At 53.7% G+C, this 23,430-nt stretch carries 26 protein-coding genes; 15 read left to right on the top strand and 11 right to left on the bottom strand.

Annotated elements, in window-relative coordinates:
• Positions 1-254 precede the first annotated feature (254 nt).
• From Abor_RS09605 to gltA, 4 genes are all read left to right on the top strand, one after another.
• On the top strand, positions 255-989 hold the full coding sequence (locus tag Abor_RS09605) for a metallophosphoesterase (protein WP_048841819.1): 735 nt from the start codon (positions 255-257) through the stop codon (positions 987-989).
• Positions 990-1,057: 68 nt separating this feature from the next.
• The gene (locus tag Abor_RS09600; RefSeq protein ID WP_048841659.1) at positions 1,058-1,375 is read left to right on the top strand and encodes a chorismate mutase; all 318 of its coding nucleotides are present in this window, start codon (positions 1,058-1,060) and stop codon (positions 1,373-1,375) included.
• Entirely contained in the window at positions 1,372-1,899 is a 528-nt protein-coding gene (locus Abor_RS09595; protein ID WP_048841658.1) for a SixA phosphatase family protein, read from the top strand. The genes Abor_RS09600 and Abor_RS09595 overlap by 4 nt, the downstream gene beginning before the upstream one ends.
• Positions 1,900-2,050: 151 nt before the next feature.
• Positions 2,051-3,361, top strand: coding sequence for a citrate synthase (gene gltA, locus Abor_RS09590; RefSeq protein ID WP_048841657.1), 1,311 nt, complete (start codon positions 2,051-2,053; stop codon positions 3,359-3,361).
• Between the two features lie 73 nt (positions 3,362-3,434).
• Here the strand turns inward: gltA and Abor_RS09585 are convergent, their stop codons facing one another.
• Both Abor_RS09585 and Abor_RS09580 read right to left on the bottom strand, forming a co-directional pair.
• On the bottom strand, positions 3,435-3,833 hold the full coding sequence (locus Abor_RS09585; protein ID WP_126621017.1) for a hypothetical protein: 399 nt from the start codon (positions 3,831-3,833) through the stop codon (positions 3,435-3,437).
• An 88-nt stretch (positions 3,834-3,921) separates the two neighbouring features.
• The gene (locus tag Abor_RS09580) at positions 3,922-4,161 is read right to left on the bottom strand and encodes a hypothetical protein (protein ID WP_048841655.1); all 240 of its coding nucleotides are present in this window, start codon (positions 4,159-4,161) and stop codon (positions 3,922-3,924) included.
• 274 nt (positions 4,162-4,435) lie between these two features.
• Here Abor_RS09580 and Abor_RS09575 point away from each other — a divergent pair, with 274 nt between their 5' ends.
• Entirely contained in the window at positions 4,436-5,188 is a 753-nt protein-coding gene (locus Abor_RS09575; RefSeq protein WP_048841654.1) for an orotate phosphoribosyltransferase, read from the top strand.
• Positions 5,189-5,201: 13 nt separating this feature from the next.
• A complete protein-coding gene (locus Abor_RS09570; RefSeq protein WP_048841653.1) occupies positions 5,202-6,065 on the top strand; it encodes a glutamate racemase in 864 nt (287 codons plus the stop codon).
• Positions 6,066-6,434: 369 nt separating this feature from the next.
• Here Abor_RS09570 and Abor_RS09565 read toward each other — a convergent pair whose 3' ends face one another.
• Positions 6,435-7,382: a polyprenyl synthetase family protein gene (locus tag Abor_RS09565; protein ID WP_371861222.1), complete on the bottom strand. Its 948-nt coding sequence runs from the start codon at positions 7,380-7,382 to the stop codon at positions 6,435-6,437.
• A 238-nt stretch (positions 7,383-7,620) separates the two neighbouring features.
• Here Abor_RS09565 and Abor_RS09560 point away from each other — a divergent pair, with 238 nt between their 5' ends.
• A complete protein-coding gene (locus Abor_RS09560) occupies positions 7,621-8,424 on the top strand; it encodes a tRNA1(Val) (adenine(37)-N6)-methyltransferase (RefSeq protein ID WP_048841650.1) in 804 nt (267 codons plus the stop codon).
• 403 nt (positions 8,425-8,827) lie between these two features.
• On the opposite strand, the gene Abor_RS09555 is transcribed toward Abor_RS09560, so the two are convergent.
• From Abor_RS09555 to Abor_RS09545, 3 genes are all read right to left on the bottom strand, one after another.
• Positions 8,828-9,844 carry a ribonucleotide-diphosphate reductase subunit beta gene (locus Abor_RS09555; RefSeq protein WP_048841649.1) on the bottom strand — a complete coding sequence of 339 codons (1,017 nt, stop codon included), beginning with the start codon at positions 9,842-9,844 and terminating at the stop codon, positions 8,828-8,830.
• Between the two features lie 64 nt (positions 9,845-9,908).
• Positions 9,909-11,843 carry a ribonucleoside-diphosphate reductase subunit alpha gene (locus tag Abor_RS09550; RefSeq protein ID WP_048841648.1) on the bottom strand — a complete coding sequence of 645 codons (1,935 nt, stop codon included), beginning with the start codon at positions 11,841-11,843 and terminating at the stop codon, positions 9,909-9,911.
• A gap of 203 nt (positions 11,844-12,046) precedes the next feature.
• Entirely contained in the window at positions 12,047-13,027 is a 981-nt protein-coding gene (locus tag Abor_RS09545; RefSeq protein ID WP_048841647.1) for a Gfo/Idh/MocA family protein, read from the bottom strand.
• A 309-nt stretch (positions 13,028-13,336) separates the two neighbouring features.
• Between Abor_RS09545 and secD the strand changes: the two genes are divergently transcribed.
• Both secD and secF read left to right on the top strand, forming a co-directional pair.
• Positions 13,337-14,902, top strand: coding sequence for a protein translocase subunit SecD (secD, locus tag Abor_RS09540; protein ID WP_179193572.1), 1,566 nt, complete (start codon positions 13,337-13,339; stop codon positions 14,900-14,902).
• Positions 14,903-14,915: 13 nt separating this feature from the next.
• Positions 14,916-15,851 (top strand): protein translocase subunit SecF, encoded by a 936-nt coding sequence (secF, locus tag Abor_RS09535; RefSeq protein WP_048841645.1) that lies wholly within the window; start codon positions 14,916-14,918, stop codon positions 15,849-15,851.
• Between the two features lie 436 nt (positions 15,852-16,287).
• On the opposite strand, the gene Abor_RS09530 is transcribed toward secF, so the two are convergent.
• Positions 16,288-16,668 (bottom strand): hypothetical protein, encoded by a 381-nt coding sequence (locus tag Abor_RS09530; RefSeq protein WP_048841644.1) that lies wholly within the window; start codon positions 16,666-16,668, stop codon positions 16,288-16,290.
• A 71-nt stretch (positions 16,669-16,739) separates the two neighbouring features.
• Positions 16,740-17,198 (bottom strand): large conductance mechanosensitive channel protein MscL, encoded by a 459-nt coding sequence (gene mscL, locus Abor_RS09525; protein ID WP_048841643.1) that lies wholly within the window; start codon positions 17,196-17,198, stop codon positions 16,740-16,742.
• Between the two features lie 279 nt (positions 17,199-17,477).
• Between mscL and rpmE the strand changes: the two genes are divergently transcribed.
• The 3 genes from rpmE (at position 17,478) to Abor_RS09510 (ending at position 19,229) form a co-directional block, all read left to right on the top strand.
• Complete coding sequence (gene rpmE / locus Abor_RS09520; protein ID WP_048841642.1) at positions 17,478-17,705, top strand: 50S ribosomal protein L31; 228 nt, start codon at positions 17,478-17,480, stop codon at positions 17,703-17,705.
• Between the two features lie 194 nt (positions 17,706-17,899).
• Complete coding sequence (locus Abor_RS09515; protein ID WP_048841641.1) at positions 17,900-18,409, top strand: Hsp20 family protein; 510 nt, start codon at positions 17,900-17,902, stop codon at positions 18,407-18,409.
• A 217-nt stretch (positions 18,410-18,626) separates the two neighbouring features.
• Positions 18,627-19,229: a DUF1013 domain-containing protein gene (locus Abor_RS09510; RefSeq protein WP_048841640.1), complete on the top strand. Its 603-nt coding sequence runs from the start codon at positions 18,627-18,629 to the stop codon at positions 19,227-19,229.
• A 118-nt stretch (positions 19,230-19,347) separates the two neighbouring features.
• Here Abor_RS09510 and Abor_RS09505 read toward each other — a convergent pair whose 3' ends face one another.
• Entirely contained in the window at positions 19,348-19,512 is a 165-nt protein-coding gene (locus tag Abor_RS09505) for a YdcH family protein (protein ID WP_084594481.1), read from the bottom strand.
• A 226-nt stretch (positions 19,513-19,738) separates the two neighbouring features.
• On the opposite strand from Abor_RS09505, the gene Abor_RS09500 reads away from it, so the two are divergent.
• The 3 genes from Abor_RS09500 to Abor_RS09490 are packed head-to-tail and all read left to right on the top strand — an operon-like array spanning position 19,739 to position 21,675.
• The gene (locus Abor_RS09500; RefSeq protein WP_048841639.1) at positions 19,739-19,945 is read left to right on the top strand and encodes a YdcH family protein; all 207 of its coding nucleotides are present in this window, start codon (positions 19,739-19,741) and stop codon (positions 19,943-19,945) included.
• A 33-nt stretch (positions 19,946-19,978) separates the two neighbouring features.
• Complete coding sequence (gene purE, locus Abor_RS09495) at positions 19,979-20,518, top strand: 5-(carboxyamino)imidazole ribonucleotide mutase (protein WP_084594480.1); 540 nt, start codon at positions 19,979-19,981, stop codon at positions 20,516-20,518.
• Complete coding sequence (locus Abor_RS09490; RefSeq protein WP_048841638.1) at positions 20,515-21,675, top strand: 5-(carboxyamino)imidazole ribonucleotide synthase; 1,161 nt, start codon at positions 20,515-20,517, stop codon at positions 21,673-21,675. Before purE ends, Abor_RS09490 begins: the two co-directional genes overlap by 4 nt.
• Positions 21,676-21,735: 60 nt before the next feature.
• Here the strand turns inward: Abor_RS09490 and radC are convergent, their stop codons facing one another.
• Together radC and Abor_RS09480 are read right to left on the bottom strand one after the other, a co-directional pair.
• Entirely contained in the window at positions 21,736-22,518 is a 783-nt protein-coding gene (gene radC / locus Abor_RS09485; protein ID WP_052946416.1) for a RadC family protein, read from the bottom strand.
• The gene (locus Abor_RS09480) at positions 22,515-23,213 is read right to left on the bottom strand and encodes a JAB domain-containing protein (protein WP_052946415.1); all 699 of its coding nucleotides are present in this window, start codon (positions 23,211-23,213) and stop codon (positions 22,515-22,517) included. The genes radC and Abor_RS09480 overlap by 4 nt, the downstream gene beginning before the upstream one ends.
• Between the last annotated feature and the right edge of the window lie 217 nt (positions 23,214-23,430).

Here is a 23,430-nt window from a genome sequence, read left to right as displayed (position 1 = left end):
GAAAAAAGCAGAACGAGCCAACTGTAAAAAGGCTTATAACGCCCTCGCCTTTCCGGCTACAGCCTTCTGATACTTGCTTTTTTCCAACCGGCCCCACCTGGTGCCGGGGTGTGATGTAACCTAGGCAGAAAAACCGTGCTTTGGCCTGTCACATGCTTGTGCATGCGGCTTTTACACAAAAAATTGCGCATAGCCTCTTTTCTGCAAGCGTCCTGCAAGCCTACATGAAAGGAAGGATTGATGGACAAACACCAATGGACAGAGGCCTAGAGCTTGACGAAAACGTGAAAGCCGCGATCCGCAAAGGACTCCGCGTGGTCGGAGACGTGCATGGAGACCTGCAAGCCTTTCGCCACGCCATTGCCACAGACCGCTTCATTATCCAGTTAGGTGACCTTGTAGATTACGGGCCAGACAGCGCGGGCGTGCTGCGAGCCATGATGCAAATTATCGACCAAAAACGTGGCCTGTTTTTAATCGGCAACCACGACCGCAAACTGGGTCGCGCCCTTATGGGCCGCAAACTCCGCCCAGACCCCCCGCTTGAAGAGACTCTGGCCCAACTACACCAGCCCGAAAACGAAGATGTTTTGCACGGTGTGCTGCCCTACCTTGATGCCGCACCGGCATGGGTCGTGCTGGGCCGCACTGTTTTTGTGCACGGCGCGTTTGATGTGCGCATGCTTATGGAAGCCCCGCCCGCAGCCCTTGGCCGCGTTACCTTTTTGCTCTCACGCGCCTTATTTGGTGAGACCACCAGCCGCGTACAAAAAGATGGCTACCCCGAGCGTTGCTTAAACTGGGTTAATCATATCCCAACCGGCTACACTATTTATTGCGGGCACGACCAACGCTCAACCAATGGCTGCCCACTCACCATTCCCGGTCGGGCGGGGGGTAAAGCCATTTTTACAGATACCGGCGCAGGCAAAGGCGGCCACCTTGCATGGCTAGACCTACCGCCCACTTTCATGGAAGAGTTAGGCTAAGCCCAAGGCCCCAAACGACCGGGCTGTGTGCCGCCAAGACTTTTAGTAACAGAGAAAAAAGAACAACCGTGACAGACCAGCCCTCTCCCGCAGAAACCCTCCAAGAGCTGCGCCGCAGCATAGATAATATTGACGCAGCCCTTGTGGCCATGCTGGCCGAACGCTTCCGGTGCACCAAAGCGGTGGGGGCCTTAAAAGCACGTTACGGCATGCCGCCAGCAGACCCCGCACGTGAAACACGCCAGATTGCCCGCCTGCGCACCTTGGCAGAAGAGGCACACCTAGACCCTGATTTTGCAGAAAAATTTCTCAATTTCATTATTCATGAAGTGATTCGCCACCACGAGGCCATTGCCCGCCAGTCTGCGGACACACCTAAAAAATGAGCCGCAAGCTCCTGCTGCTCAGACATGCCGAGGCAGCCCCCGCCCCGATGGGAGACTTCAGCTCGGCCGCAGATCATGCGCGCCCCCTTACAGCAGCAGGGCTTGCCGCCGCACAACGGTGCGGCCTATGGCTGCGCCAACAAGGCCTTTCACCAGACTATGTTGTTTGCAGCCCCGCAGTACGTACCCGCCAAACATTAGAGGGTTTGCTGCCTTTTTTGCACGCCCCCCTCAGTGCGCCTTTATTTTGCCCCGATATTTACGAGGCCCCACCCCACGCCCTGTTGGCACAAATACAAAAAGCCCCACCACAGGCGCGTACCGTACTGCTTATTGGCCATAACCCCGGTATATCGGCCCTTGCCCGCCAGCTAGACACACAGGCAGCCGTGCTCGACCAAGGATTCGCAACGGGTAGTCTGGCCGTGTTCAAAATGTGGGGTAGCACCGCAAATATCCCACAACCCAACTGGCAAAGCTGCGATACTCTCAGCCTGACATTAGACACATTCTCGCGACCCTAAGCCCAAAAATGGCAGTTTTCCGCCGCGCCTCTTTCCAGATAACGTGCGGTTTATCGGCAGCCTTCTTTCCGTTTTTTACAAGATCAGGAACAACACTCAGACAGGCAGACCGCACAAGGGTTCTGCGGTCGCATTTGCAGAAGGAAGTACTATGAGCACGTCGCAGAACGAAGGTACGCAGGGCACTGCCACCATCTCGCTCGGTGGCAAGACTGCCGAATTCCCTGTTCTTTCCGGCACTCTGGGCCAAGATGTTGTTGATATCCGCAAATTACCGGCGGAACTGGGCGTTTTCACCTTCGACCCCGGTTACGGTGAAACCGCATCCTGCAACAGCAAAATTACTTTTATCGATGGCGATAAAGGCGTTCTTCTGCACCGTGGCTACCCCATTGCCCAACTGGCAGAGCACGCCTCTTATGAAGAAGTCATTTACCTGCTGCTTAATGGCGAACTGCCAGACCAAGCAGAATCAGACAAATTTACCCACACCCTCAGAAACCATACCCTGCTGCACGAGCAAATCCGTAACTTCTTCAACGGGTTTCGGCGCGATGCACACCCAATGGCCATTTTGTGTGGTACCGTAGGCGCGCTGTCTGCCTTCTACCCCGATGCAGGCGATATTGCTGTTAAAGCCCACCGCGACCTAGCGGCTATGCGCCTTATTGCCAAAATTCCAACCATTGCGGCTTGGGCCTACAAATATACGCAGGGTGAGGCCTTTATTTACCCCCGCAACGACCTGAACTACGCAGAAAACTTTCTGTCCATGATGTTCGCTCGGGTGTCTGAACCTTACAAAATCAGCCCTGTTCTGGCCCGCGCCATGAACCGTATTCTGATTTTGCACGCCGACCACGAGCAAAACGCCTCTACCTCTACCGTGCGGCTGGCTGGCTCTACCGGCGCTAACCCCTTTGCTTGCATTGCCGCTGGCATTGCCGCCCTGTGGGGGCCTGCCCACGGTGGTGCCAACGAAGCCGTGCTGAAAATGCTGGCTCAAATTGGCAGCAAAGAAAATATCCCAGACTTTATCAGCAAAGTTAAAGATAAAAACAGCGGCGTTAAGCTTATGGGCTTTGGCCACCGGGTTTATAAAAACTTCGACCCTCGCGCCAAAATCATGCAGCAAACCTGCCACGAAGTGCTCGAAGAGCTGGGCATTAAAGATGACCCATTGCTTGACCTCGCCATCGAGCTAGAAAAAATCGCCATTAACGATGATTACTTCGTGCAGCGTAAGCTCTACCCGAACGTAGACTTCTATTCAGGCATCATTCTCAAAGCCATGGGCATTCCTACCAGCATGTTTACAGTGCTGTTTGCCGTGGCCCGTACCACAGGCTGGGTCAGCCAGTGGAAAGAAATGATCGAAGAACCCGGCCAGCGTATCAGCCGCCCGCGTCAGCTTTATACGGGTGCGCCTAAGCGTGACTTTGTGCCGGTAGACAAACGCTAAACACTCCTTATTGGGGAAGATCTCTTTATTCTTCCCCAATAACTTCACTAGCACTTATCATCAGGCCGTACGGTTACACGTCCAACGTCTCGTAACGCTGCACGCTTACCTCTTGGCTTGGCTGCGCCCGCACCATTAAAAACGGGCCAGACCAGCTACCGTCTATCTGCCAAGTACCACTGATCTCCGTACCATCGGCATTCACTTGGCCAGTGTAGCGCACACGGTGTGGCCGCGCAGCACTCTCATACTGCTTACTAAAATGCACATCAGCCCCAACATGCTGCCCACGCACATGCGCCAAAAATACGCCCGTTGCATGGGTTGGGTCGGTTACTTTGTCGGTAATGCTGCCAGACAGGCTACCAGCTTGGTCAAGCAATGTTGCGGTAAAAAATTCAGGCTGAAAGGTACGTGGGTAGCTAAACTGCCCATGCCATAACCCGCTTAGGTTGCGTTTTGCATCCGACATGCCATGTGCCCTAAACATAAAAAAGCCAAACCCGGTTTGGCCAGATTTGGCTTGCAGCAAACTTTAAATTTTAAGCAGGCGCTATGCTTTAGTCGCAGTCACAGCCTTTGGTGGGCCCGTCAGATTTACGCACCACATGGTGGTCAATCCATTCAGACACTAAGCGGCGCGCTTCATTCAAAGAGGCTTCAGGGTGATGAATGCGGTACAGCGTTGTACAGGCGTGAAAAGCGGTCACATCTTGTGTGCCAACGTCACGCAGTTCCTGATAGGCTGTAATGACAGCTCGCTCGCATTTACGCGCGATCCGACTTAGTTCAGCAGCCACAGCACATTCCTCAACTAATAATTAATCTCAACTTACAACAATTAAACGCCACTTCGTTAGGCTAAGCAAGCGGCAAAGTGTATTTGGCTCATCACATCTTTTTTTTCGTGTCTTTTTTGTCATACATGCCTTGTGCGGCTCCTCTTCAATACCTTTTCGCACCAATTTTTTGCGTTTCCTATAGGCTCACACAAAAGAAGGCATGGATTTTCGCGGCGCTGGAGGGTATGCCAAAGCCAATTCCAACCGCCCTTTTAGTCTAAGGATGTGCTTAATGACGTCACCCGCCACTCTGGCCACCCCCCACACAAGTCACACCAGTGATTGGGACCATGACGCGGCCCTGACCACAGCACGCCTGCTGCTGGAAATTAAAGCTGTCAATTTCCGCCCAGAAGACCCCTACACCCTGACATCTGGCTGGAAATCTCCGGTTTATATCGACTGCCGCCGCATCATCTTCTTCCCCCGTGCGCGCGCAAAAATTGTTGAGCTGGGTGTTGAAAAAATTGGCCGCCACGTTGGCTATGAAAGCCTAGATGCCATTGTCGGTGGCGAAACGGCCGGCATTCCCTTCGCCGCATGGATGGCAGACCGCATGCTGCTGCCTATGGCCTATGTCCGCAAAAAACCAAAAGGCTTTGGCCGCAACGCCCAAATTGAAGGCGATGTACCCGAAGGTATGCGCACCCTGCTGGTTGAAGACCTAACAACCGATGGTGCCTCTAAAGTACGCTTTGCCAACGCCCTGCGTGATGCTGGCGCTCTGGTTAACCACGCTTTTGTGGTGTTCTATTACGGTGTATTCCCCGGTGCGCACCGCACCCTGACAGACATGAACGTAGCCCTGCACTCTCTGTGCACATGGTGGGACGTGCTCGAAGCCTGCTCAACCCGCCCCTATTTCTCAGAAGCCGCAGCAGCAGAAGTACGTCGCTTCCTTGAAGACCCCTGCGCTTGGTCTGCCCGCCATGGCGGCGTTGGCAGCTTAGAAGAAGCCGCAGCATATAAAGCTAAACAGGGCTGAACCCCCACTTGGCATGAGCAGCCCCGCACACCCTGCCCCGCACCGTATTCTGGCATTTGATTCCGGAATAGGCGGGCTTGGTATTGTGCGGGCCTTGCGCACCCTTGCCCCCACCCTTGCCATAGACTACTTGGCCGACACCGCCGTTTTTCCCTACGGCGAGCAACAAGACGACTTTTTAATAGACCGTATTGTAGCTCTTCTGTCTGGCGCCATACGCACCCTACAGCCACAGGCTGTCGTTGTAGCCTGCAACACAGCCAGCACACTGGCACTGCCAGCCCTTAGGGCCGCATGGTCAGACATGCCCTTTATTGGTTGTGTCCCCCCCATACGCTGGGCGGCACGCACCACCCGCACACAGGTTATTGGCCTACTCGCCACCCGCGCGACCATCCGGCGGCCCTATCTTAACAATTTACAGGCACTTTACGCGCCAGACTGTACGCTCATAGCCCACGCAGCCCCCGGCCTTGCCGCCTGCGCAGAAAGCCTTTTTCGGGGTGAAGATGTACCAGACAGCACACTCGCACACGAAATTTCCGGCCTATTCGACCGCGATACAAGCCACAAACTAGATACAGTAGGCCTTGGCTGCACACATTATACCTTTGTGCTGGAGCGGCTTAAAGCCCTTGCCCCGCCCCATATCACATGGCTAGACCCCGCACCGGCTGTTGCACGCCACACGCTTACCGTGTTGCAAAGTTGCCCAACATGCCTGCCACCAGTAGCCACACACACAGCCCAACAAGCATTCTTTACCGCCACCCCACCCAACGCCGCGGCCCTACGCCAGCGCTTACCGCTTTTTGGCTTTAGTGACCTCACACTCTGGCAAAACACCCCATCACAAGCGCCTGTTTCTTCAGCTTAGAAATATTCTGGTTTCGCTAGACAAACCGCCACCAGTCGTGAGCAAAACCAAACGATTGAAAGCCAGATTCAAAAGCCGCTAAAGCTGGTTAGCCCGCCATTGCACGCGCCTGAAAATACACACGCTTTCTCTTTGCTCAAACAAAGCACTAACGTGTCGGTAAAGTGGCCTATGCCGTTAAAAATTACACTCTCATCATTACGGGTACAAACGCAGCCATTCTGCCCCCGCAGCAAAGCCTCAACCTCCTGAGCCTGAGCCTGAGCCTGAGCCTGAGCCTGAGCCTGAGCGAAATGCCTACCCACCAACAAAAAAACCAGCCTGAAACATATCAGACTGGCTTTTTCTTAACGTTATGTACCTGTTGGCTTAACTTGCACGACTAGCTGAGTAACTTGCCGTTTCAACCAGCAAAGCCTTAATGTCGCAGTCGTCAAACAAGCTCAAAGCCTCACGTGCTTTAGCAGCATACTCTTCTGCTTTAGCCAGCGTTACAGCAATGGCGTTGGTCTGTTCAATTAAGCGCAGGGCGGTATCAAGGTCTTCTGGCGTTTGCTCAGACTCTTCAATCACACGCCGCCAGAAAATACGGTCTTCTTCACTTCCGGCTTCGTAAGCAGCCAAAATAGGTAGGGTTACTTTTCCCTCCCTAAAGTCATCACCAACCTCTTTGCCCAGCACAGCTTGGTCTGCCGCATAATCCAATGCGTCATCCACTAACTGAAAAGCCATACCAAGGTTTGCGCCATAAACGCGCAGGGCCTCACGCTTTTCAGGGGCTGTTTCGCCAATGACCGCGCCAGATTCGCAGGCTGCAGCAAACAGCGCCGCAGTCTTGCCGTAAATAACCTGCAAATACTGCTCAACCGAGGTGGAAAGGTCGTTTTGCGTGGTCATCTGCATCACTTCCCCTTCAGCCAATGTGGCTGAAGCAGCAGAGAGAATGGCCATCACATCAAGAGAGGCATCAGCTGTTAAAATCTGGAAGGCACGTGCAAACAAAAAGTCGCCCACCAGTACAGACGCCTTGTTGCCAAATATGGCGTTAGCACTCGCAAGCCCACGGCGTAGCTGGCTTTCGTCCACCACGTCATCATGTAACAAAGTGGCTGTGTGAATGAACTCAACACAGGCGGCAATTTCAACATGCCGCAGCTTACCATCTTGGTTGTCGTAACCGCATAGCCGGGCAGATGCCAGCGTAAGCAACGGCCGCAGGCGTTTGCCCCCTGCCGCAACAAGATGCGCCGCCAGTTGCGGAATAAGCGCAACAGGGCTTTGCATACGGTCAATAATAACCTGATTACAGGCGCGCATATCCTGCGCGAGATAATCGGCCAAGGCTTTTAAGCCCGCTTCTCCTGGCTTACTCACAGAAACACTAGTTCCATCCTGGCTTGTGGCCGTACCGGTCTCCGGCACTCTCACTGCAACACCCAAACGCTATTCCCCCAGCCATGGGATGAGTTGACGTCCCTTCATATGCGGGGCACCAGAAAAACGGTCAAGCATCAACACCTTCAAGACAACCAGACAATTTTGGTCAAGGCCGGGCATGTCCGCACTCCCCCCACTCTCTTCTGGTACTCTTATGGCCGGAAAAATTCTTTACGACCAGTTTATTTCTGGCAACAGAACCGGCCTAGAACCTGTGCTTATGGCCGCTTGCGTGCCAGCCCGGCCCGGCCAACGCGTAGCAGAAATTGGCTGCGGCGCGGGGGCTGGCCTGTTATGTTTGAGCCAACGCATAACAGGACTGAACTTGTGGGGTATCGAGGCAGATTCTCCCTCAGCCGCTCTGGCTCAGCATAATCTGGACGCTAACGGCCGTACCGGAGTCACGCTCCTTAATGTTTATTTTCCCCAGAGCCTGCCACCAGACCTGCCCTATGGCCGTTTTGACCACTGCTTTGCGAATCCGCCTTGGCACCCAACACTGGGCACAGCCTCGCCACACACACGGCGCGACCTTGCCCGCCGCGCCCAACCCGATACGCTTGAGGCATGGGTAAAAGGCTGCACACGCCTTTTACGCTACAAAGGCAGCCTAACCCTTATTCTACCCGCAACCTTGCTGGCAGAAGCCTGTGGCGCTCTCACGCACCATAATTTTGGGGACATAACCCTATGCCCCCTCTGGCCCAAAACAGGGCGTGAGGCACGCCTTATCATTGTGCAGGCCCGTTACTGCGTGCGCAGCCCCGCACGCATTTTGCCCGGCCTTATTCTGCACGAGGCAGATGGCAGTTTTACCCCTCAAAGCCGCCTTATTTTAAAAGAAGGCCACGCCCTTACTCTCACAGCAACACAGCCTACCCGCACACCACGCCCTTACCAGCCACAAGCCACCCAACGGTAACGGCAACGGCAACGGCAACGGCAACGGCAACGGCAACGGCTCAAGCCCGTAAGCGCCCCAAGGCAAGCCTTTTTTCTACCCTCCGTGCAACAACAAGCCACAAACGGAAGCATGTTGCTTAGGGGTAGAAATGCTTTTTTAGAAACCACGCAGGCCTTTTGAGCACCTACCTTGTCTTAGGCGCCACCAATTCAAACCACCACGCTCAAAGCCCATGGCTCTGGCTCTGGCTCTGGCTCTGGCCTCACACCAGAGCGACCCTTTACGCAAGCCATACTCTTTAAAAACAACTCTTTAACTCGCCAGAGTTAACCGCACTCTCCCACCGTTACGCCCACGCCCCAATAAAAAAGGCCACCCTTTAACAGGTAGCCTTTTTTAAGGATTCAACCGAAGGACGGTCTTACTCGAACACGGAAGCCTCAAACGCTTCTTCCCATGTGCCAGAGGTAGACGCACGGCTATATTCGGTCGCACGGTTTTCAAAGAAGTTCGTGTGTTCCACTGCGTTCAGCATATCGTCCAGCCAAGGCAGAGGGTTGTTTGTCGTGTTATAAAGCGGCTCCAACCCAAGCTGAATCAGGCGGCGGTCAGCAATGAAGTGAATGTAGCTTTTAACCTGCTGCGCATCCAAGCCTTCAACCGGCCCCATTTCAAACGCCAGATCAATAAATGCTTCTTCATGCTCAACAATGGTTGCGCAAATTTCGCGCAGTTCCTGTTGCAGTCTGTCCGTCCAAATTTCAGGGTTTTCGTGCACAAACACCCGGAAAAGGCGAATAATAGACAGGCAGTGCAGTGTTTCATCACGCACAGACCAAGAGACAATCTGCCCCATACCCTTAAGTTTGTTAAACCGTGGGAAGTTGAGCAAAATTGCGAAGGATGCAAAGAGCTGCAAGCCTTCTGTAAAGGCCCCAAAAGCCGCGAGTGTCTTGGCAATTTCATGCTTGCTGTCCACAGAGAACGCCTGCATGTAATCGTATTTATCCTTCATTTCCTTATACTTAAGGAATGCAGAATATTCTTCTTCGGGCATGCCAAGCGTGTCCAGCAAATGGCTGTACGCGGCAATATGAATGGTCTCGATGTTAGAGAACGCAGAGAGCATCATCAGCACTTCAGTGGGCTTAAACACCCGGCTGTAATGCTTCATGTAGCAATTATTCACTTCAACGTCTGACTGCGTAAAGAAGCGGAAAATCTGCGTAACCAGATGGCGCTCTGTGTCGTTCAACACGCGGTGCCAGTCTTTTACATCATCAGCCAGAGGCACTTCTTCTGGTAACCAGTGCAGGCGCTGTTGGGTCAACCACGCATCATACGCCCACGGGTAGCGAAACGGCTTATAAACCGGGTTAGAGGTCAGCAGGTCAAAATGCTGTTCCTGTTCGCCGTTTCCGGCCTGTGTTTCGCTCATGGCGGGCTCCTTCAGAAAAAGGAATAAACTTTTAAAAACAAATAACTAGAAGCACTTCTTGCCATTACTGGCAAGAAAGGCACTCATCATAGTCGGTGCTGGTGGCAGGCGCTGGTGCAGCCGCACCGGCACGTTGTGCATGCTCTGCGGCCTGTACGTCTGCTGCGGTCAACACGTTACTGACCGTATCTGCACGCTGGATAGAAAGAGAGCGGCAGTAATACAGAGACTTCAGGCCTTTTTTCCATGCCATATAATGTATCTGGTGCAGGTCACGCTTATGCACATCAGCAGGCAGGAAGAGGTTGATAGACTGCGCCTGGCAGATAAAGGGCTGGCGGTCAGCCGCGTGTTCCACAATCCAGCGCTGGTCTAGCTCAAAGGCGGTTTTAAACACGTCTTTTTCGTCATCGGTCAAAAAGTCCAAGCCCTGCACACTGCCCTTGCTCAGGGTAATGTGAGACCAAACTTCGTCTGTATCTTTGCCTTTTTGCTGCAACAATTTTTGCAGGTGCCGGTTACGCACGGTAAACGAGCCAGAAAGGGTTTTCTGCAAAAACACGTTGGCCGCAATCGGCTCAATACCGGGGCTGGCATTCCCTGCAATAATGGAAATAGACGCCGTTGGCGCAATAGCCATTTTGTTAGAAAAACGCTCATGCACGCCGTATTCAGCCGCATCGGGGCACGGCCCGCGCAGGTCTGCCAACTTGCGAGACGCCGCATCGGCCTGCTCACGAATATGCTTGAAAATCTTCTTGTTCCAAACCTTAGCCATCACGCTTTCAAATGGCAGGTTTTTAGCTTGCAGGAAAGAATGGAACCCCATAACCCCCAAGCCCACAGACCGCTCGCGCATGGCAGCGTAAGCCGCCTTGTGCATTTCAGGCGGGGCACGGTCAATAAAGTCCTGCAACACGTTATCCAAAAACAGCATAACGTCTTCAATAAACTGCGGGTGGTCTTTCCACTGGTCCCATGTCTCAAGGTTCAGCGAAGACAGGCAGCACACGGCAGTACGCTGTTTGCCATGGTGGTCGATACCAGTTGGCAGCGTAATTTCGGCACACAGGTTGGAGGTTTTTACTTCCAACCCAGCCAGCTTGTGGTGCTCAGGGCGTGCGTTGTTTACGTGGTCTGAATAGACAATGTAGGGCTCGCCCTGCTCCATACGGGCCGTAAGAATACGGATCCACAATGCACGGGCAGACACCTTACGAATAACCGAGCCATCTTTGGGGGAAACAAGGCCCCATTCTTCGTCAGCTTCAACCGCGCGCATAAAGGCATCAGACACCAAAATACCGTGGTGCAGGTTAAGCGCCTTACGGTTTGGGTCCCCCCCTGTTGGGCGGCGAATTTCAATAAATTCTTCAATTTCAGGGTGCCAGACAGGCAGGTACACAGCAGCAGAGCCACGGCGCAAAGAGCCTTGGCTAATAGCCAGTGTCAGGCTGTCCATCACACGAATGAAGGGAATAACACCAGACGTTTTGCCGTTACGGCCAACATTCTCACCAATAGAGCGCAAATTGCCCCAGTAAGAGCCAATGCCGCCCCCACGGCTGGCCAGCCACACGTTTTCGTTCCAAAGCCCCACAATACCATCAAGGCTGTCGCTGGCTTCGTTCAAAAAGCACGAAATTGGCAGGCCCCGCGTTGTGCCGCCATTAGACAGCACAGGCGTGGCGGGCATAAACCAATGCTGGCTCATATAGTCATAAATACGCTGTGCGTGGGCGGCATCTGCCCCGTAGTAAGACGACACGCGGCCAAACAGATCCTGATAGCTTTCATCAGGCAGCAGGTAGCGGTTATCGAGCGTGGCTTTACCAAAGGGGGTCAGCAGGGCATCACGCGTGCGGTCTACGCGTACTTGGTGGTGGCCTGGCAGTTGCACCATATCTTCCAGCTGGTCTGGCGCAAACAGATCACAAGCCCCAGGTTCCCGTGGCTCAGAACAACGGCTTTCATTTTCCTGAACGTCGACAAGACTCATGGATCATTTGCTCCGTTTGCGTTTGATAGTGCTGTAGTTGAGTTGTGTCGGCACCCTGCGGGCCACACCATATCTCGCGTTCTTGCTCGAAAGTGTCCCCTATATCTAGTGATTTTTTTGACTAAACACACCAAAAAAAGACTTGCTTTGCGTTTTTGCCGCAGTTTTCAGCGATCATAAAATATTTCAGTCACCGTCTTTTTTTAACGGGCCTCAATTAACCCCGACAGCTCCATACGGCGGCGCGTGGTTTCTATGCCATCAGCAACCGCCAATGCGGCCTCAAGCGCACGGCGGCCTGCGCGGGCATCAACCACAACAGGGGCACCCTCTAAGCAGGCGGCAACAAAGGCTTCGTGCTCGGCATAAAGCGAATCACTGTCTTTCCATGAGATCGATTCTCGGCGGAAGCCCCCCGTGCCCGGCAATGGCATACCCCGCTCCCGCCCGATCATGGTCAATTCCCGCTTGCCAAAATCGGCTGAGAGATACCCTTCCTCAGAAAACAGGCGCATACGCCGCTCGGTCTTAAGAGAAATACGGCTGGCGGTAATGGTCGCAACACAGCCATTTTCAAAGCGTACACGCGCATTGGCTATGTCTTCGTGGGCAGAGCTAACAGCAGCCCCTAATGCGTCAACCTGGGCAATAGGGCTCTCTACAATAGCCAGCACCAAATCCAGATCATGAATCATGAGGTCAAGAATCACAGACACATCTGTGCCGCGTGGCTTAAAGGGGGCAATACGGGTGGCTTCAATATAAAGGGGGCGGCTAATGCGTTGGGTAATGGCCTTATGCTCAGCCGAATAGCGCAGCAAATGCCCCACTTGGCACACAAGCCCGGTTTCTTGCGCAAGAGTTACCAAAAAATCAGCCTGCTCCAGCGTTGCCGCTACGGGTTTTTCAACCAGCACATGCCTGCCAGCACGCAGGGCTTGCACCGCCAGTTCAAAATGGAACTCAGCCGGAGCCGCTACCACCACGGCATCACACACCGCCAGCAGATCATCGACCGATGTCATAACCGGGCAGCCTGCTTCCTGCGCAACCTCTGCCGCCCGTTTAGAATCCGGGTCAAACAGCCCCACCAAAGTCTCACGCGCCACATCGCGTATTTTTAAGGCATGGTAACGGCCAAAATGTCCGGCCCCAATAACCCCCACGCGCAAGCTGTTTTGCATAGACTGCCCCTTCAATGCCCGGTTTAAGCTCTGTCATGCAGCGGTAGCAGTCCTTGGGCCTAACCCAAAGTGCTGTGCTCAAAAATGCAAAAAATACTGCCTGCGCGCAAATTTTCTGCCCCCACCCCCGCTTTTTTCTCCGCACCACACCAAATGGCCGTTTCCTGCGGCTTTTAGCTGTCTAAAGTGATGCAACTGTGCCACTTTTTTGCCAAGAATGGCTCCAAGCACCCCCACCGCGTTGCTTGGAGTGTTGCATCACACGCACGGGAGCGGCATGTTCCGCCCGACAAAAACCGATTGATTCAGGTGAGAATGTATTACAGCCGCCTCAAGATGGCCTCGGTACTGGGTGTATGCCTATTAGGTCTGCTTCTTTGCCTGCCAAATGGCCTGCGCAACCCCTTCCCGTCCATGCCCTGGCGGCAAATCCACCTTGGGTTGGATTTGCGCGGCGGGTCTTATCTGCTCATGCAAATCGACCTGAAAAGCCTGACGCATGACCGCCTGCAAACCCTGGCAGACAGCACGCGTGATACGCTGATCAAAAGCCAACTGGGCTACCGCAACATTGAAACCAATGTTGAAAAAGGCAGCATCACGTTTCTGCCCCGTACCCCGGCAGAAACCGACGCTGATATTGCCGCCCTAGACAAGCTGCCCCGCGCTGTCCCGCACGAATTTGCGGTTACCAAGCAAGATGACGGGCATATTGCTCTTACACTTGCGCCTGAAGCCGTAACCGCCCGCGCGCGTGAGGCTATTACACAGTCTATCGAAATTGTGCGCCGCCGTATTGACGCAACCGGCGCGGTAGACCCCGAAATTACCCGGCAGGGTGATGACCGCATTGTGGTTGAACTCCCCGGCGTAAGCGACCCAGAGCGCATTAAAACCCTGCTGGGCACTACCGCAAAAATGACCTTCAGGTTGGTCGATTCCAACCCTATGCACGCGGCAGCGCCCCCACCGGGCGTGACCTTAGTGCCTATGGCCAACCCCTCTGAAGGTGGCCCCCTACCCGTTTACGACCATGTCGATGTTGATGGCACAGACCTGACCAACGCCGGTGCCGCCATTGATTCGCAAACGGGTGAATGGGCCGTCTCTTTCTCGTTCGACTCTTTGGGCACGCACGCGTTCTCTACGGTTACTCAGGCCAACGTAGGCAAGCGCTTTGCCATTGTGCTCGATAATAAAGTGATCGAGGCCCCCGTTATCCGTACAGCCATTACGGGTGGTAGCGGCCAGATTACCGGCGGGTTTGACGCCCAGCGCGCAACAGACCTTGCTCTTATGCTGCGAGCTGGCGCACTTCCTGCCCCCCTCAGCGTTGTTGAACAGCGCACCATTGGCCCGTCTTTGGGGGCAGATTCCATTAAGGCAGGCATTATCAGCCTGGCGTGTGGTTTTGTGCTGGTTATTCTGTTTATGGCGCTGTTTTACGGGCGCTTTGGCTGGTATGCCAACGTAGCCCTCTTTGCCAACTTAGTGCTCATGGTGGCTATCCTCTCTCTGTTTGAGGCAACACTTACCCTGCCCGGTATGGCCGGTATGCTGCTCACACTCGGTATGGCTGTTGATGCCAATATTCTCATCAATGAGCGTATCCGTGAGGAAGTCGCACGTGGCCGCACAGCCCTTGCCGCCATGCAAGCCGGGTTTGAGCGCGCCACCTCTACCATTGTAGACAGTAACGCCACGGCCCTGCTGGCACACGTTATGCTGTTTGTGTTTGGCACCGGCCCTGTGCGTGGTTTTGCCCTTACCATTACCATCGGCATTGCCACCACACTGTTTACCACCCTTCTTCTTTCCCGACTGCTTATGGTTCGCTGGTATGCGCGTACGCGCCCATCCAGCCTGCCGGTCTGAGACGAGGCGCATCATGTTCGGACGTCCTCTGCTGCGTTTTGTACGCAAAGATACCCACATTAACTTCATGCGTGGGCGCTTTGCCGGGCTTATTACCTCGGCAGTGCTCTCTCTGGCCTCTCTCGGGCTTTTCTTCTACCCCGGCCTAACACTGGGGTTAGACTTCCGGGGCGGTATTGTGGTTGAAGCCAAAACCACCGGCCCGGCAGACTTTGCAAAACTGCGTAGTGCACTTGCCGCCCACAACATCACCCACGCCTCCATTCAAGCTTTTGGCGCACCAGACGATGTGCTGATCCGCCTTGATGCGGGCGAGGGCCAGCAAACCAACACCATTGTCGATACCGTGCGCCACGCCGTGGCAGATGCACAACCCGGCACCACCGTCTTGCGGGCTGATGCCGTTGGGGCCTCTGTTTCCTCAGAACTGTTCCGTAACGGTATGCTGGCACTGGGCCTAAGCTTAGCCATGATTTTGGGCTATATCTGGTTCCGGTTTGAGTGGGAATTCGCTCTCAGCGCCGTTATTACGCTGGTGCTCGACCTCACAAAAACCGTGGGCTTTTTGGTACTCACCGGCTTTGAGTTTGATCTGGTTATGGTGGCCGCAATTTTGACCATTCTTGGCTACTCCACCAACGACAAAGTGGTGGTGTATGACCGCGTGCGTGAAAACCTGCGCAAATACCGCACCATGCCCCTGCGTGAGCTTATTGACCTTTCAATCAATGAAACGCTCAACCGTACCTTGGGCACGTCTTCCACGGTTTTCTTAGCCTCTCTCCCACTTGCTCTATGGGGTGGCGCTACCCTGTCTGGCTTTGCATGGACAATGCTTTTTGGCATTGTGGTGGGCACATCTTCTTCTATCTTCATTGCTGCCCCCCTCCTGCTTTTTATGGGCGAAGGCCGCTTGAAGCGCGGCGCTCAACCACCGCAAAAAGCGTAAGAGACCACTTAGACTCAAAGGGGCCTTATGGCCCCTTTTTTTGTTGGGTCACGTCAGCGGCTATTTCAATAATGTACGGTTGAATAAATTCACGCTGCATATTGTGGGGGGCCAATAAAGCCGCTTATAACCACGGCGCTCCGTTATCTGGGCAAAGAAGCTGCATTCACAAACCAAAACAGAACACACCGGATCAAGTAACTTGCCCTATGGCGAGCGTCTCTAAGCGCGAACAATTTTATTCTATTTGAAGGCTGCTTTGTTGCGTCTGGCACACTCTGCCCGCCATCAACCCAGCAAGTACTCAGCCAGATACAGCGGCCCCCCTTAAACCACATCGCCTTACACAGGTACTGCGCCGGTTACAGGCACGCCACCTTTAAAAATTATTGGCACAATGCTTTACCCCAATAGCTGGCGCAACCGCACCTATACCCTATTTAGCGACAGCCGCTCCTGTCGGGGCCGTTGGGGCCTCATCAATCGTGCTGAGGTAGAGTTCCATCGCCTGATTCGCGAGGTCAAAATTACGCCGCGTAGGTTGGTGCGCCGCCAAAATAATGGCCATAAGCGCTGTATGGTCTGCGCTTGCCAATGTCATAAGCTGCGCATCACTCAGCCTGTCGGCCATAATATGGCCCCGCGCCATGCCGTTGGTTATAATATAAGAATAAACCAGCGTATTAGGTGTTGGGTGTAAGGTAAGGCTTTGTGGCGCCACTTGGCAGCCAGCCAGCACAAACAGCCCAACCAAACCACTACGTGCCCAAAGGGCACGGCGTAAAAAAAACGGGAAAGAAAAGCCACGGTGCTTCATGGGCGAAGCCTACCGCAACTCATCTTTCCCGCAAACTGGCTTAAACGCACACAAGGTGCGTTATTTATGCCTTAAACCCGGCGTGCAGCCAATTCATCGCGAATCTGCTCAAGCAGCACTTCGGTTTTGGTTGGGGCTGGTGCTTCTGCCGGTTTGGCATCTTCACGCACATGCATACGGGTTAATGCTTTTACAACCCAGAAAATAACCAGAGCTGTAATAAGAAACTGAATAACGGTATTAACAAACAAACCAATGTTAATGGTTACGGCACCAGCTTTTTGTGCTTCTGCCAAGGTTGCCAAATGCGGCCCTTTAAGGGTCACAAACAGGTTAGAAAAATCAATACCGCCAATAAGCAGCCCAATAAGGGGGTTAAACACGTCTTTTACCAAGCTGTTAACAATGCCTGTAAACGCTGCACCCACAATCACACCAACGGCAAGGTCAACAACATTGCCACGCATGATAAACGCACGAAATTCGGTAACCCAACCCGGTGTATGCACCGAGATTTTTCCATCAGCCATAAAGACATTCCTACTCGTAGTGTAATAGCGCTAAGTTATACTGTATTTTACAATTTTTCTTCAAGATTTAAAGAAAAAACCGTTACTAAAAGCAGAAAAAATACTCTGTTTTTTTGTTATTAACAAACTCATCAAATGGCCACACACCCAAACAAAGCAGGCGTGGGGCAGAATTTCTGCGTAAGAGTTGTTGATAAAGAGGCCACACATGGGTATAGGCACTCGCACGCATAGCCCGGTCGGTATCGGGACAGCTTTGTTTGAAAAGAAAGAGCCATCATGAAACCCGGCATTCACCCTGAGTACCACGAAATTAACGTCATCATGACCGACGGCACCGAATACAAGACCCGTTCTTGCTACGGTAAGCCCGGCGACACGCTGCGTCTGGACGTAGACACCAAGTCTCATCCAGCATGGACTGGCGTACAGCGTATGCTTGACACCGGGGGCCAGGTGGCAAAGTTCAACAAACGCTTTGCTGGCATTGGCACCCGCTCGAAGTAAGTTTTACTTCAAGCGCATGGTGTAAAAATTATGCAGCCCCACCTCTTGAAACAAGGGGTGGGGTTTTCCACGTTTAGACTGTCAGAAATGCCCAACATGGGGTTTTTGGTTTACTGTTTATGCCGCCCAAGCCTGCCTACCGGAGGCTTTTAGCCTAGCGGCAAAACCTTGCTAAACGAGGAGGTTTTACACCCATGACATACGATTTTGCCCCCCTGTTCCGCTCTGCCATTGGCTTTGACCGCCTGGCACAGGTAATGGACACAGCCGCACGCAGCACAGCAGCCCCTAGCTACCCACCATACGATATCGCTAAAACTGGCAATGACAGTTATAGCCTCACTATGGCCGTAGCAGGCTTTGGCCCAGATGATATTGAATTGATTGTGCAAGACAACACCCTTGTTGTCTCTGGCCGTGTGGCAGACCCACAAAACGAAGGCGAAATTCTGCACCGCGGCATTGCACGCCGTGCTTTTGAACGCCGCTTTGCCCTAGCCGACCATGTTGAAGTGACTGGGGCAGAACTCAATAACGGCCTTTTGCGCATTGCTGTGCGCCAAATTGTGCCAGAAGCCCTCAAACCACGCCGCATACCCGTGCAAGCTGGCCCACAAACCCCAAGCACGGTTAACCCCAGCCAACAGGTTACCCAGGCTCCCAGCCCACAAACGCAAGATGTGCTGCCTGCGGCAGCCGCCTAAAGCAAGAATGGTGCTCACTTAGGCCAAACAGAAGGGAGGGGTTTTAGCCCCTCCTTTTTTTGTTTCATGCATTTGCTTCTTGACCTTGTGGGCACGCTCCCTCCATATCATCGCAACACATGCGCGCCGGCAGGCACGCGGGCTTTCGGATAAGGTTCCGAACCGTCCCTCTCTACCGGTGCCTGCGCTAGCGCCGCCCGACGACAGGATGGAACGAATGACGACCCTACCGTTGATGCCTAAAGCCACCGCCGTGTGGCTTATTGAAAGAACAGCTCTCAGCTTTGGCCAGATTGCCGAGTTCTGCGGTATGCACCCCCTAGAAGTGCAGGCTATTGCAGATGGCGAAGTTGCCCACGGTATTGTCGGGTACGACCCCATTGCCAACCGCCAGCTTACGCAGGAAGAAATTACCCGCTGCGAAGCCAACTCCGATGCAAAACTGAAAATTCTGGCCCACAACAACCCAGTTAAACGCCGCTCTAAAGGCGCACGTTACACCCCGGTTGCCAAACGCCACGACCGGCCAGATGGCATTGCCTTCCTGCTGCGTAACTTCCCGCAATTGAGCGATCAGGAAGTTGTTAAGCTGCTTGGCACCACCAAAGACACCATTGCCAAAGTGCGCAACAAACAACACTGGAACACGCCCAACATTAAACCGCGTGACCCCGTAACCATTGGCCTATGCAGCCAGACAGACCTTAACGCTGCCGTGCAGGCTGCCACGCTGCGCCTTGAACGCGCCGGGCAGGAAATTCCGCAACCACCAGCAGAACTTAACGACTACGCAGAGCCAGAACGCACCGGCGAAGAATAATAAAAAAGCCGCTGCGGGAACTTTGCTCCGCAGCGGCTTTGTCGTGTGTAGGGGGTCTTTAAACCCCAAACCTAAGGTGCCTTACGCAAAACTGCGTTTAAGCAAACGCAGCCTTCTTTCAAGAAGAAAGGCGCTCTATTTCTTCCTTAAGCCTAAGCTTTTCGAGCTTGAGGGTCATAAGCACACGCGCATCTGGTCGCGGGCGGCCCCCTTCTGAGGAAATTTTCTGGTCAATCCGTGAGTGGCGAGATTTCAGACTTTCAATCCTGGACAGGAGTGTCATGGTTTGCCTCCATTCGGTTGATGGTCATAAAACTGTAACGTAGAAACCTCGGAAATTTTCATGTTTTTTTCCTTAAAATAACATGAAAGCTATGCAACAAATACATACCTAAACGGCCAAAACGTTGCACTTCAGAACAAAAATGCTGAATTGCCACAACATCACTGGCGTGTCGGGCAAACTCCCCCCATAATCAGCACGTTCGCCCCTCAGGAGACCAGAGAACATGCTGAAAGATCGTGCTTTACTGCTTGGCCAGCTTCACGAACTCCGCAGTGAACACCGCGATCTGGACACCATCATCAACCGCCTGACCTATGATGAAAGTGTCGTTGACCAGCTTCACCTCCAGCGGCTCAAAAAACGCAAGCTCCTGCTCCGAGACCGCATCACATGGCTTGAAAGCCAGCTTATCCCCGATGATATTGCCTGACTTTCCTGCATTTAAAACGGATAGACCCCAAAAGTGAGCGAAACAGTCCCTCTCCCCACCTCCACGTCTGAGGCCACACAGGCCAGCCCCAAGGTTGGCATTATCATGGGCAGCCAGTCAGACTGGGAAACCATGCGCCATGCAGATGCAATTTTGACGGAATTTGAAATTCCGCACGAAACGCTCATTGTCTCTGCACACCGCACCCCAGACCGCTTGGCAGACTACGCCAAAAGCGCTGCGGGCCGGGGGCTGTCTGTTATTATTGCAGGCGCAGGGGGTGCTGCGCACCTACCCGGCATGTGCGCAGCCTGGACACGCCTGCCCGTGCTCGGTGTGCCCGTCGAATCCCGCGCGCTTAAAGGCATGGACAGCCTGCTTTCTATTGTGCAAATGCCCGGCGGCGTACCCGTTGGCACCTTGGCCATTGGTGCATCGGGGGCAAAAAATGCCGCCTTGCTTGCGGCCTCTATCCTGTCTTTGCACGATACAGAACTCGCTGGCCGCCTAGAAGCATGGCGCGCTATCCAGACAGCCTCTGTCGCTAACGCCCCAACACCTGAAGACAAATGACCCCCACTCCTTTTTCAGCCCTTGGCCCCAATGCCGTTATTGGCATTGTTGGCGGGGGGCAGCTTGGCCGTATGTCTGCCATGGCGGCCGCCAAACTTGGCTTTAAAACCCATATTCTCACCCAAGACCCCAACGGCCCCGCCGCACAGGTTTCAAGCGGTATCACCCTTGGCGCGTACGACGACCTTGCCGTGCTTGAGCAGTTTGCCCGCGCGGTTGATGTTGTTACTTTCGAGTTTGAAAACATCAGCGCAGACGGTCTGGACTGCTTGGCCCAACACTGCCCGGTTAGGCCATCTGGGGCTATTTTACGCACCAGCCAAGACAGATCTGTCGAAAAAACTTTTCTTACCCAAGCAGGGGTGCCCATTGCACCGTGGCACCCGGTTACAGACCACGCCTCATTACAGGTCGCGGCTGAAAAACTGGGTTTCCCCTTTATCCTCAAAACCGCGCGGGACGGCTACGATGGCAAAGGCCAACGGCGCGTTTACACCCCAGATGCGCTAACAGAGGCCTACGCAGCCCTTGCCCCACGTGCCCTTGTGGCAGAAGGCATGGTCGATTTTGCCTGCGAAATAAGCGTTATGGTGGTGCGCGGCGCCAATGGCACCGTACGCTGCTTTGACCCTGCACAAAACTTTCATCGCAATGGTATTCTAGACATAACGGTTGCCCCGGCCCCCATTGCACCAGAACTCACACAGCAAGCCCAGACACTCGCCACCACTATTGCCGAAAAACTAGAGCTTATTGGTATTCTGGGCGTTGAAATGTTCATAGACCGCACAGGCAATTTGCTTGTGAATGAAATTGCCCCAAGGCCTCATAATTCTGGCCACTGGACAATGGATGCCTGCCCGGTAGACCAGTTTGATATGCATATTCGTGCCGTGGCAGGCCTACCCCTGCCCCCCGCACAACGCCATGCTGATGCCGTTATGAAAAACCTTATCGGCCCGGACGACATGGCCCTATGGCCCCAAATTATCGCCACCCCCACTTTTCTGCCCCACCTCTACGGCAAAGCAGAAGCACGGCGGGGCCGCAAAATGGGCCATGTTAACCTTGTTTTCCCCTATAGCGGCCTGCCCGGCGCACTAGGCATACAAGACGCACTTGGCCCCTTGGCAACACCAGACACCACAGAAAACTAACCCCTGCCCCGGGGGCTGGCCATGCCCCCACACGCAAAACATGCTGCGGGAGGAGTTGGGTTACAAAAACCCTTCCTCTCGCAAGCTTACCATGCGCCCACCCCCAATAATAATATGATCCCACACACACAGGCCCATAACCTTGGCGGCCTGTGCAATACGGTGGGTCATATCAATATCCGCAGCAGAAGGTGATGGGTCGCCACTTGGGTGGTTATGGACTAATACAAGGTAATGGGCGTGTAGCACTAACGCACGGCGCACAACCTCACGCGGGTAAACCGGCGCATGGTCTATGGTACCACGGCCGGTTACTTCATCGGCTAATAGGTGGTGCTTTTTATCCAAAAACAAAACCCGCACCTGCTCAATAGCCTCTTGCCCCATAACGGTATGCAAGTACGCCATAAGCTGCGCACGGTCTGCCAAGGTGCTGCCCACTTGCAAACGGGCTAAATGCATGCGCCGCGCTGCGTCATTCACAAGCTGCAAATAGACACTTAACACTGCGCCTTCGCCTAAAATAGCCTCAAGCGCATGTTTGGGGGCACTTACCACACCGGCCAAAGAGCCAAACTGCGCCAGCAAAGACTCTACTAAGGCATCAATAGCTTTTTCTTTCGGGGCGATGGCCAACAAAAGCCGGGCAAGCAAGACCCGCTCAGGCACAGTCGCTAAAAGAGACCGCTCCACAGATAAAGACGAAAAGGCCGCAGTTTTTTGCCATGCAGGCATAGGCAGCACAGTACTATCTGGCTCTAACTTATAGCCAGAGGCATCTGCCATCGCCTGTTTTCGGCCAAGTTTGGGCCGCATGGGCAAAGATTGGTTTTGCTTGCTCACCACTCTCCCAGCCCAGACCCTCTAAAACTCAACCACTGCTTTCCTTTAAGGCAAACATGGTCATAAACCTCAAGAGCTAACAGGGGCGCTGCTTTTAAAAGCTCTTGCACAAAAGGCGTATCGGTCTGGAGCGCCTGCGCGCAAGAAACACCATTTTCTACCAACCGCACCGTAATAAGGGCAGACGCATTATGCCCAAGCGCCCTATGCAATAATGCTCCCACAGCAGGCCCCAACGCCAAGGGTGGTGCGTCAAGCCGTGTGGCCCCTTTTGTAGATGCACTAACACCCGCACCATATTCGGGCACAGCCTCATCAGCCAATAATTGGTTTCTTACGTCTAAAAACAGCACACGCATTTGCCCAAGCGGCGCGGTGGCAAAGTTGTTCTGGCAATAGGCCAGCAACCGGCTCCACTCCCCTATATCAGCGCGCTCGGCTTCTTCTGGGGCGCCCAGTTTTTGGGCAATATCAGGTATAAGGGTTAACAACCCAACGCTGGCCGCACTCACGCCAGTAGCCCGCAATTCTTGTGGGCTTGCCCCGAGCACCCCACTTAAAGACCCAAACGTGTTAATTAACGCCTTAGCCAATGGCTTGGTATCGCGCCGTGGCACACCGGGAAAAAGCAGCATTTCCAGTATTTCATAGTCGGCCAGACCCATTGGCCCATAACGCGCCACACGGCTACGCATGCGTTTTCTGTGCCCCACAGGGCCAGTGCTGGCAAAAGTCTGCCCCACGCGCTCTATCGTGCCCCTGCTGGCATGTTACGCATCACTTACCATAGCGTTTGACAACATCGCTCACCCTAGAGCCTCTTTTAAAAACTGCCTAGACTGCTCTGGCTTTGCCTTAACGTTGCAGTATTTTATTTTTACGCAAATAAAATTTCACAGCGCCCACGCAACA

Source organism: Acetobacter orientalis, assembly GCF_000963965.1.
GTDB lineage: Bacteria > Pseudomonadota > Alphaproteobacteria > Acetobacterales > Acetobacteraceae > Acetobacter > Acetobacter orientalis.
This window is presented reverse-complemented; position numbering and strand designations above follow the sequence as displayed.

What these genes read in the sequence shown, in the direction of transcription:
- Abor_RS09505 (WP_084594481.1), bottom strand. Translation starts at nt 19,512, where the DNA reads ATGACACTCCTGTCCAGGATTGAAAGTCTGAAATCTCGCCACTCACGG.
- Abor_RS09480 (WP_052946415.1), bottom strand. Translation starts at nt 23,213, where the DNA reads ATGCGTAGCCGTGTGGCGCGTTATGGGCCAATGGGTCTGGCCGACTAT.
- Abor_RS09490 (WP_048841638.1), top strand. Translation starts at nt 20,515, where the DNA reads ATGACCCCCACTCCTTTTTCAGCCCTTGGCCCCAATGCCGTTATTGGC.
- Abor_RS09605 (WP_048841819.1), top strand. Translation starts at nt 255, where the DNA reads ATGGACAGAGGCCTAGAGCTTGACGAAAACGTGAAAGCCGCGATCCGC.
- Abor_RS09595 (WP_048841658.1), top strand. Translation starts at nt 1,372, where the DNA reads ATGAGCCGCAAGCTCCTGCTGCTCAGACATGCCGAGGCAGCCCCCGCC.
- Abor_RS09550 (WP_048841648.1), bottom strand. Translation starts at nt 11,843, where the DNA reads ATGAGTCTTGTCGACGTTCAGGAAAATGAAAGCCGTTGTTCTGAGCCA.
- mscL (WP_048841643.1), bottom strand. Translation starts at nt 17,198, where the DNA reads ATGGCTGATGGAAAAATCTCGGTGCATACACCGGGTTGGGTTACCGAA.
- gltA (WP_048841657.1), top strand. Translation starts at nt 2,051, where the DNA reads ATGAGCACGTCGCAGAACGAAGGTACGCAGGGCACTGCCACCATCTCG.
- rpmE (WP_048841642.1), top strand. Translation starts at nt 17,478, where the DNA reads ATGAAACCCGGCATTCACCCTGAGTACCACGAAATTAACGTCATCATG.
- Abor_RS09500 (WP_048841639.1), top strand. Translation starts at nt 19,739, where the DNA reads ATGCTGAAAGATCGTGCTTTACTGCTTGGCCAGCTTCACGAACTCCGC.
- Abor_RS09585 (WP_126621017.1), bottom strand. Translation starts at nt 3,833, where the DNA reads ATGTCGGATGCAAAACGCAACCTAAGCGGGTTATGGCATGGGCAGTTT.
- Abor_RS09570 (WP_048841653.1), top strand. Translation starts at nt 5,202, where the DNA reads ATGAGCAGCCCCGCACACCCTGCCCCGCACCGTATTCTGGCATTTGAT.
- Abor_RS09545 (WP_048841647.1), bottom strand. Translation starts at nt 13,027, where the DNA reads ATGCAAAACAGCTTGCGCGTGGGGGTTATTGGGGCCGGACATTTTGGC.
- Abor_RS09515 (WP_048841641.1), top strand. Translation starts at nt 17,900, where the DNA reads ATGACATACGATTTTGCCCCCCTGTTCCGCTCTGCCATTGGCTTTGAC.
- Abor_RS09530 (WP_048841644.1), bottom strand. Translation starts at nt 16,668, where the DNA reads ATGAAGCACCGTGGCTTTTCTTTCCCGTTTTTTTTACGCCGTGCCCTT.
- Abor_RS09510 (WP_048841640.1), top strand. Translation starts at nt 18,627, where the DNA reads ATGACGACCCTACCGTTGATGCCTAAAGCCACCGCCGTGTGGCTTATT.
- Abor_RS09555 (WP_048841649.1), bottom strand. Translation starts at nt 9,844, where the DNA reads ATGAGCGAAACACAGGCCGGAAACGGCGAACAGGAACAGCATTTTGAC.
- Abor_RS09565 (WP_371861222.1), bottom strand. Translation starts at nt 7,382, where the DNA reads ATGCGCGCCTGTAATCAGGTTATTATTGACCGTATGCAAAGCCCTGTT.
- Abor_RS09560 (WP_048841650.1), top strand. Translation starts at nt 7,621, where the DNA reads ATGTCCGCACTCCCCCCACTCTCTTCTGGTACTCTTATGGCCGGAAAA.
- Abor_RS09575 (WP_048841654.1), top strand. Translation starts at nt 4,436, where the DNA reads ATGACGTCACCCGCCACTCTGGCCACCCCCCACACAAGTCACACCAGT.
- secF (WP_048841645.1), top strand. Translation starts at nt 14,916, where the DNA reads ATGTTCGGACGTCCTCTGCTGCGTTTTGTACGCAAAGATACCCACATT.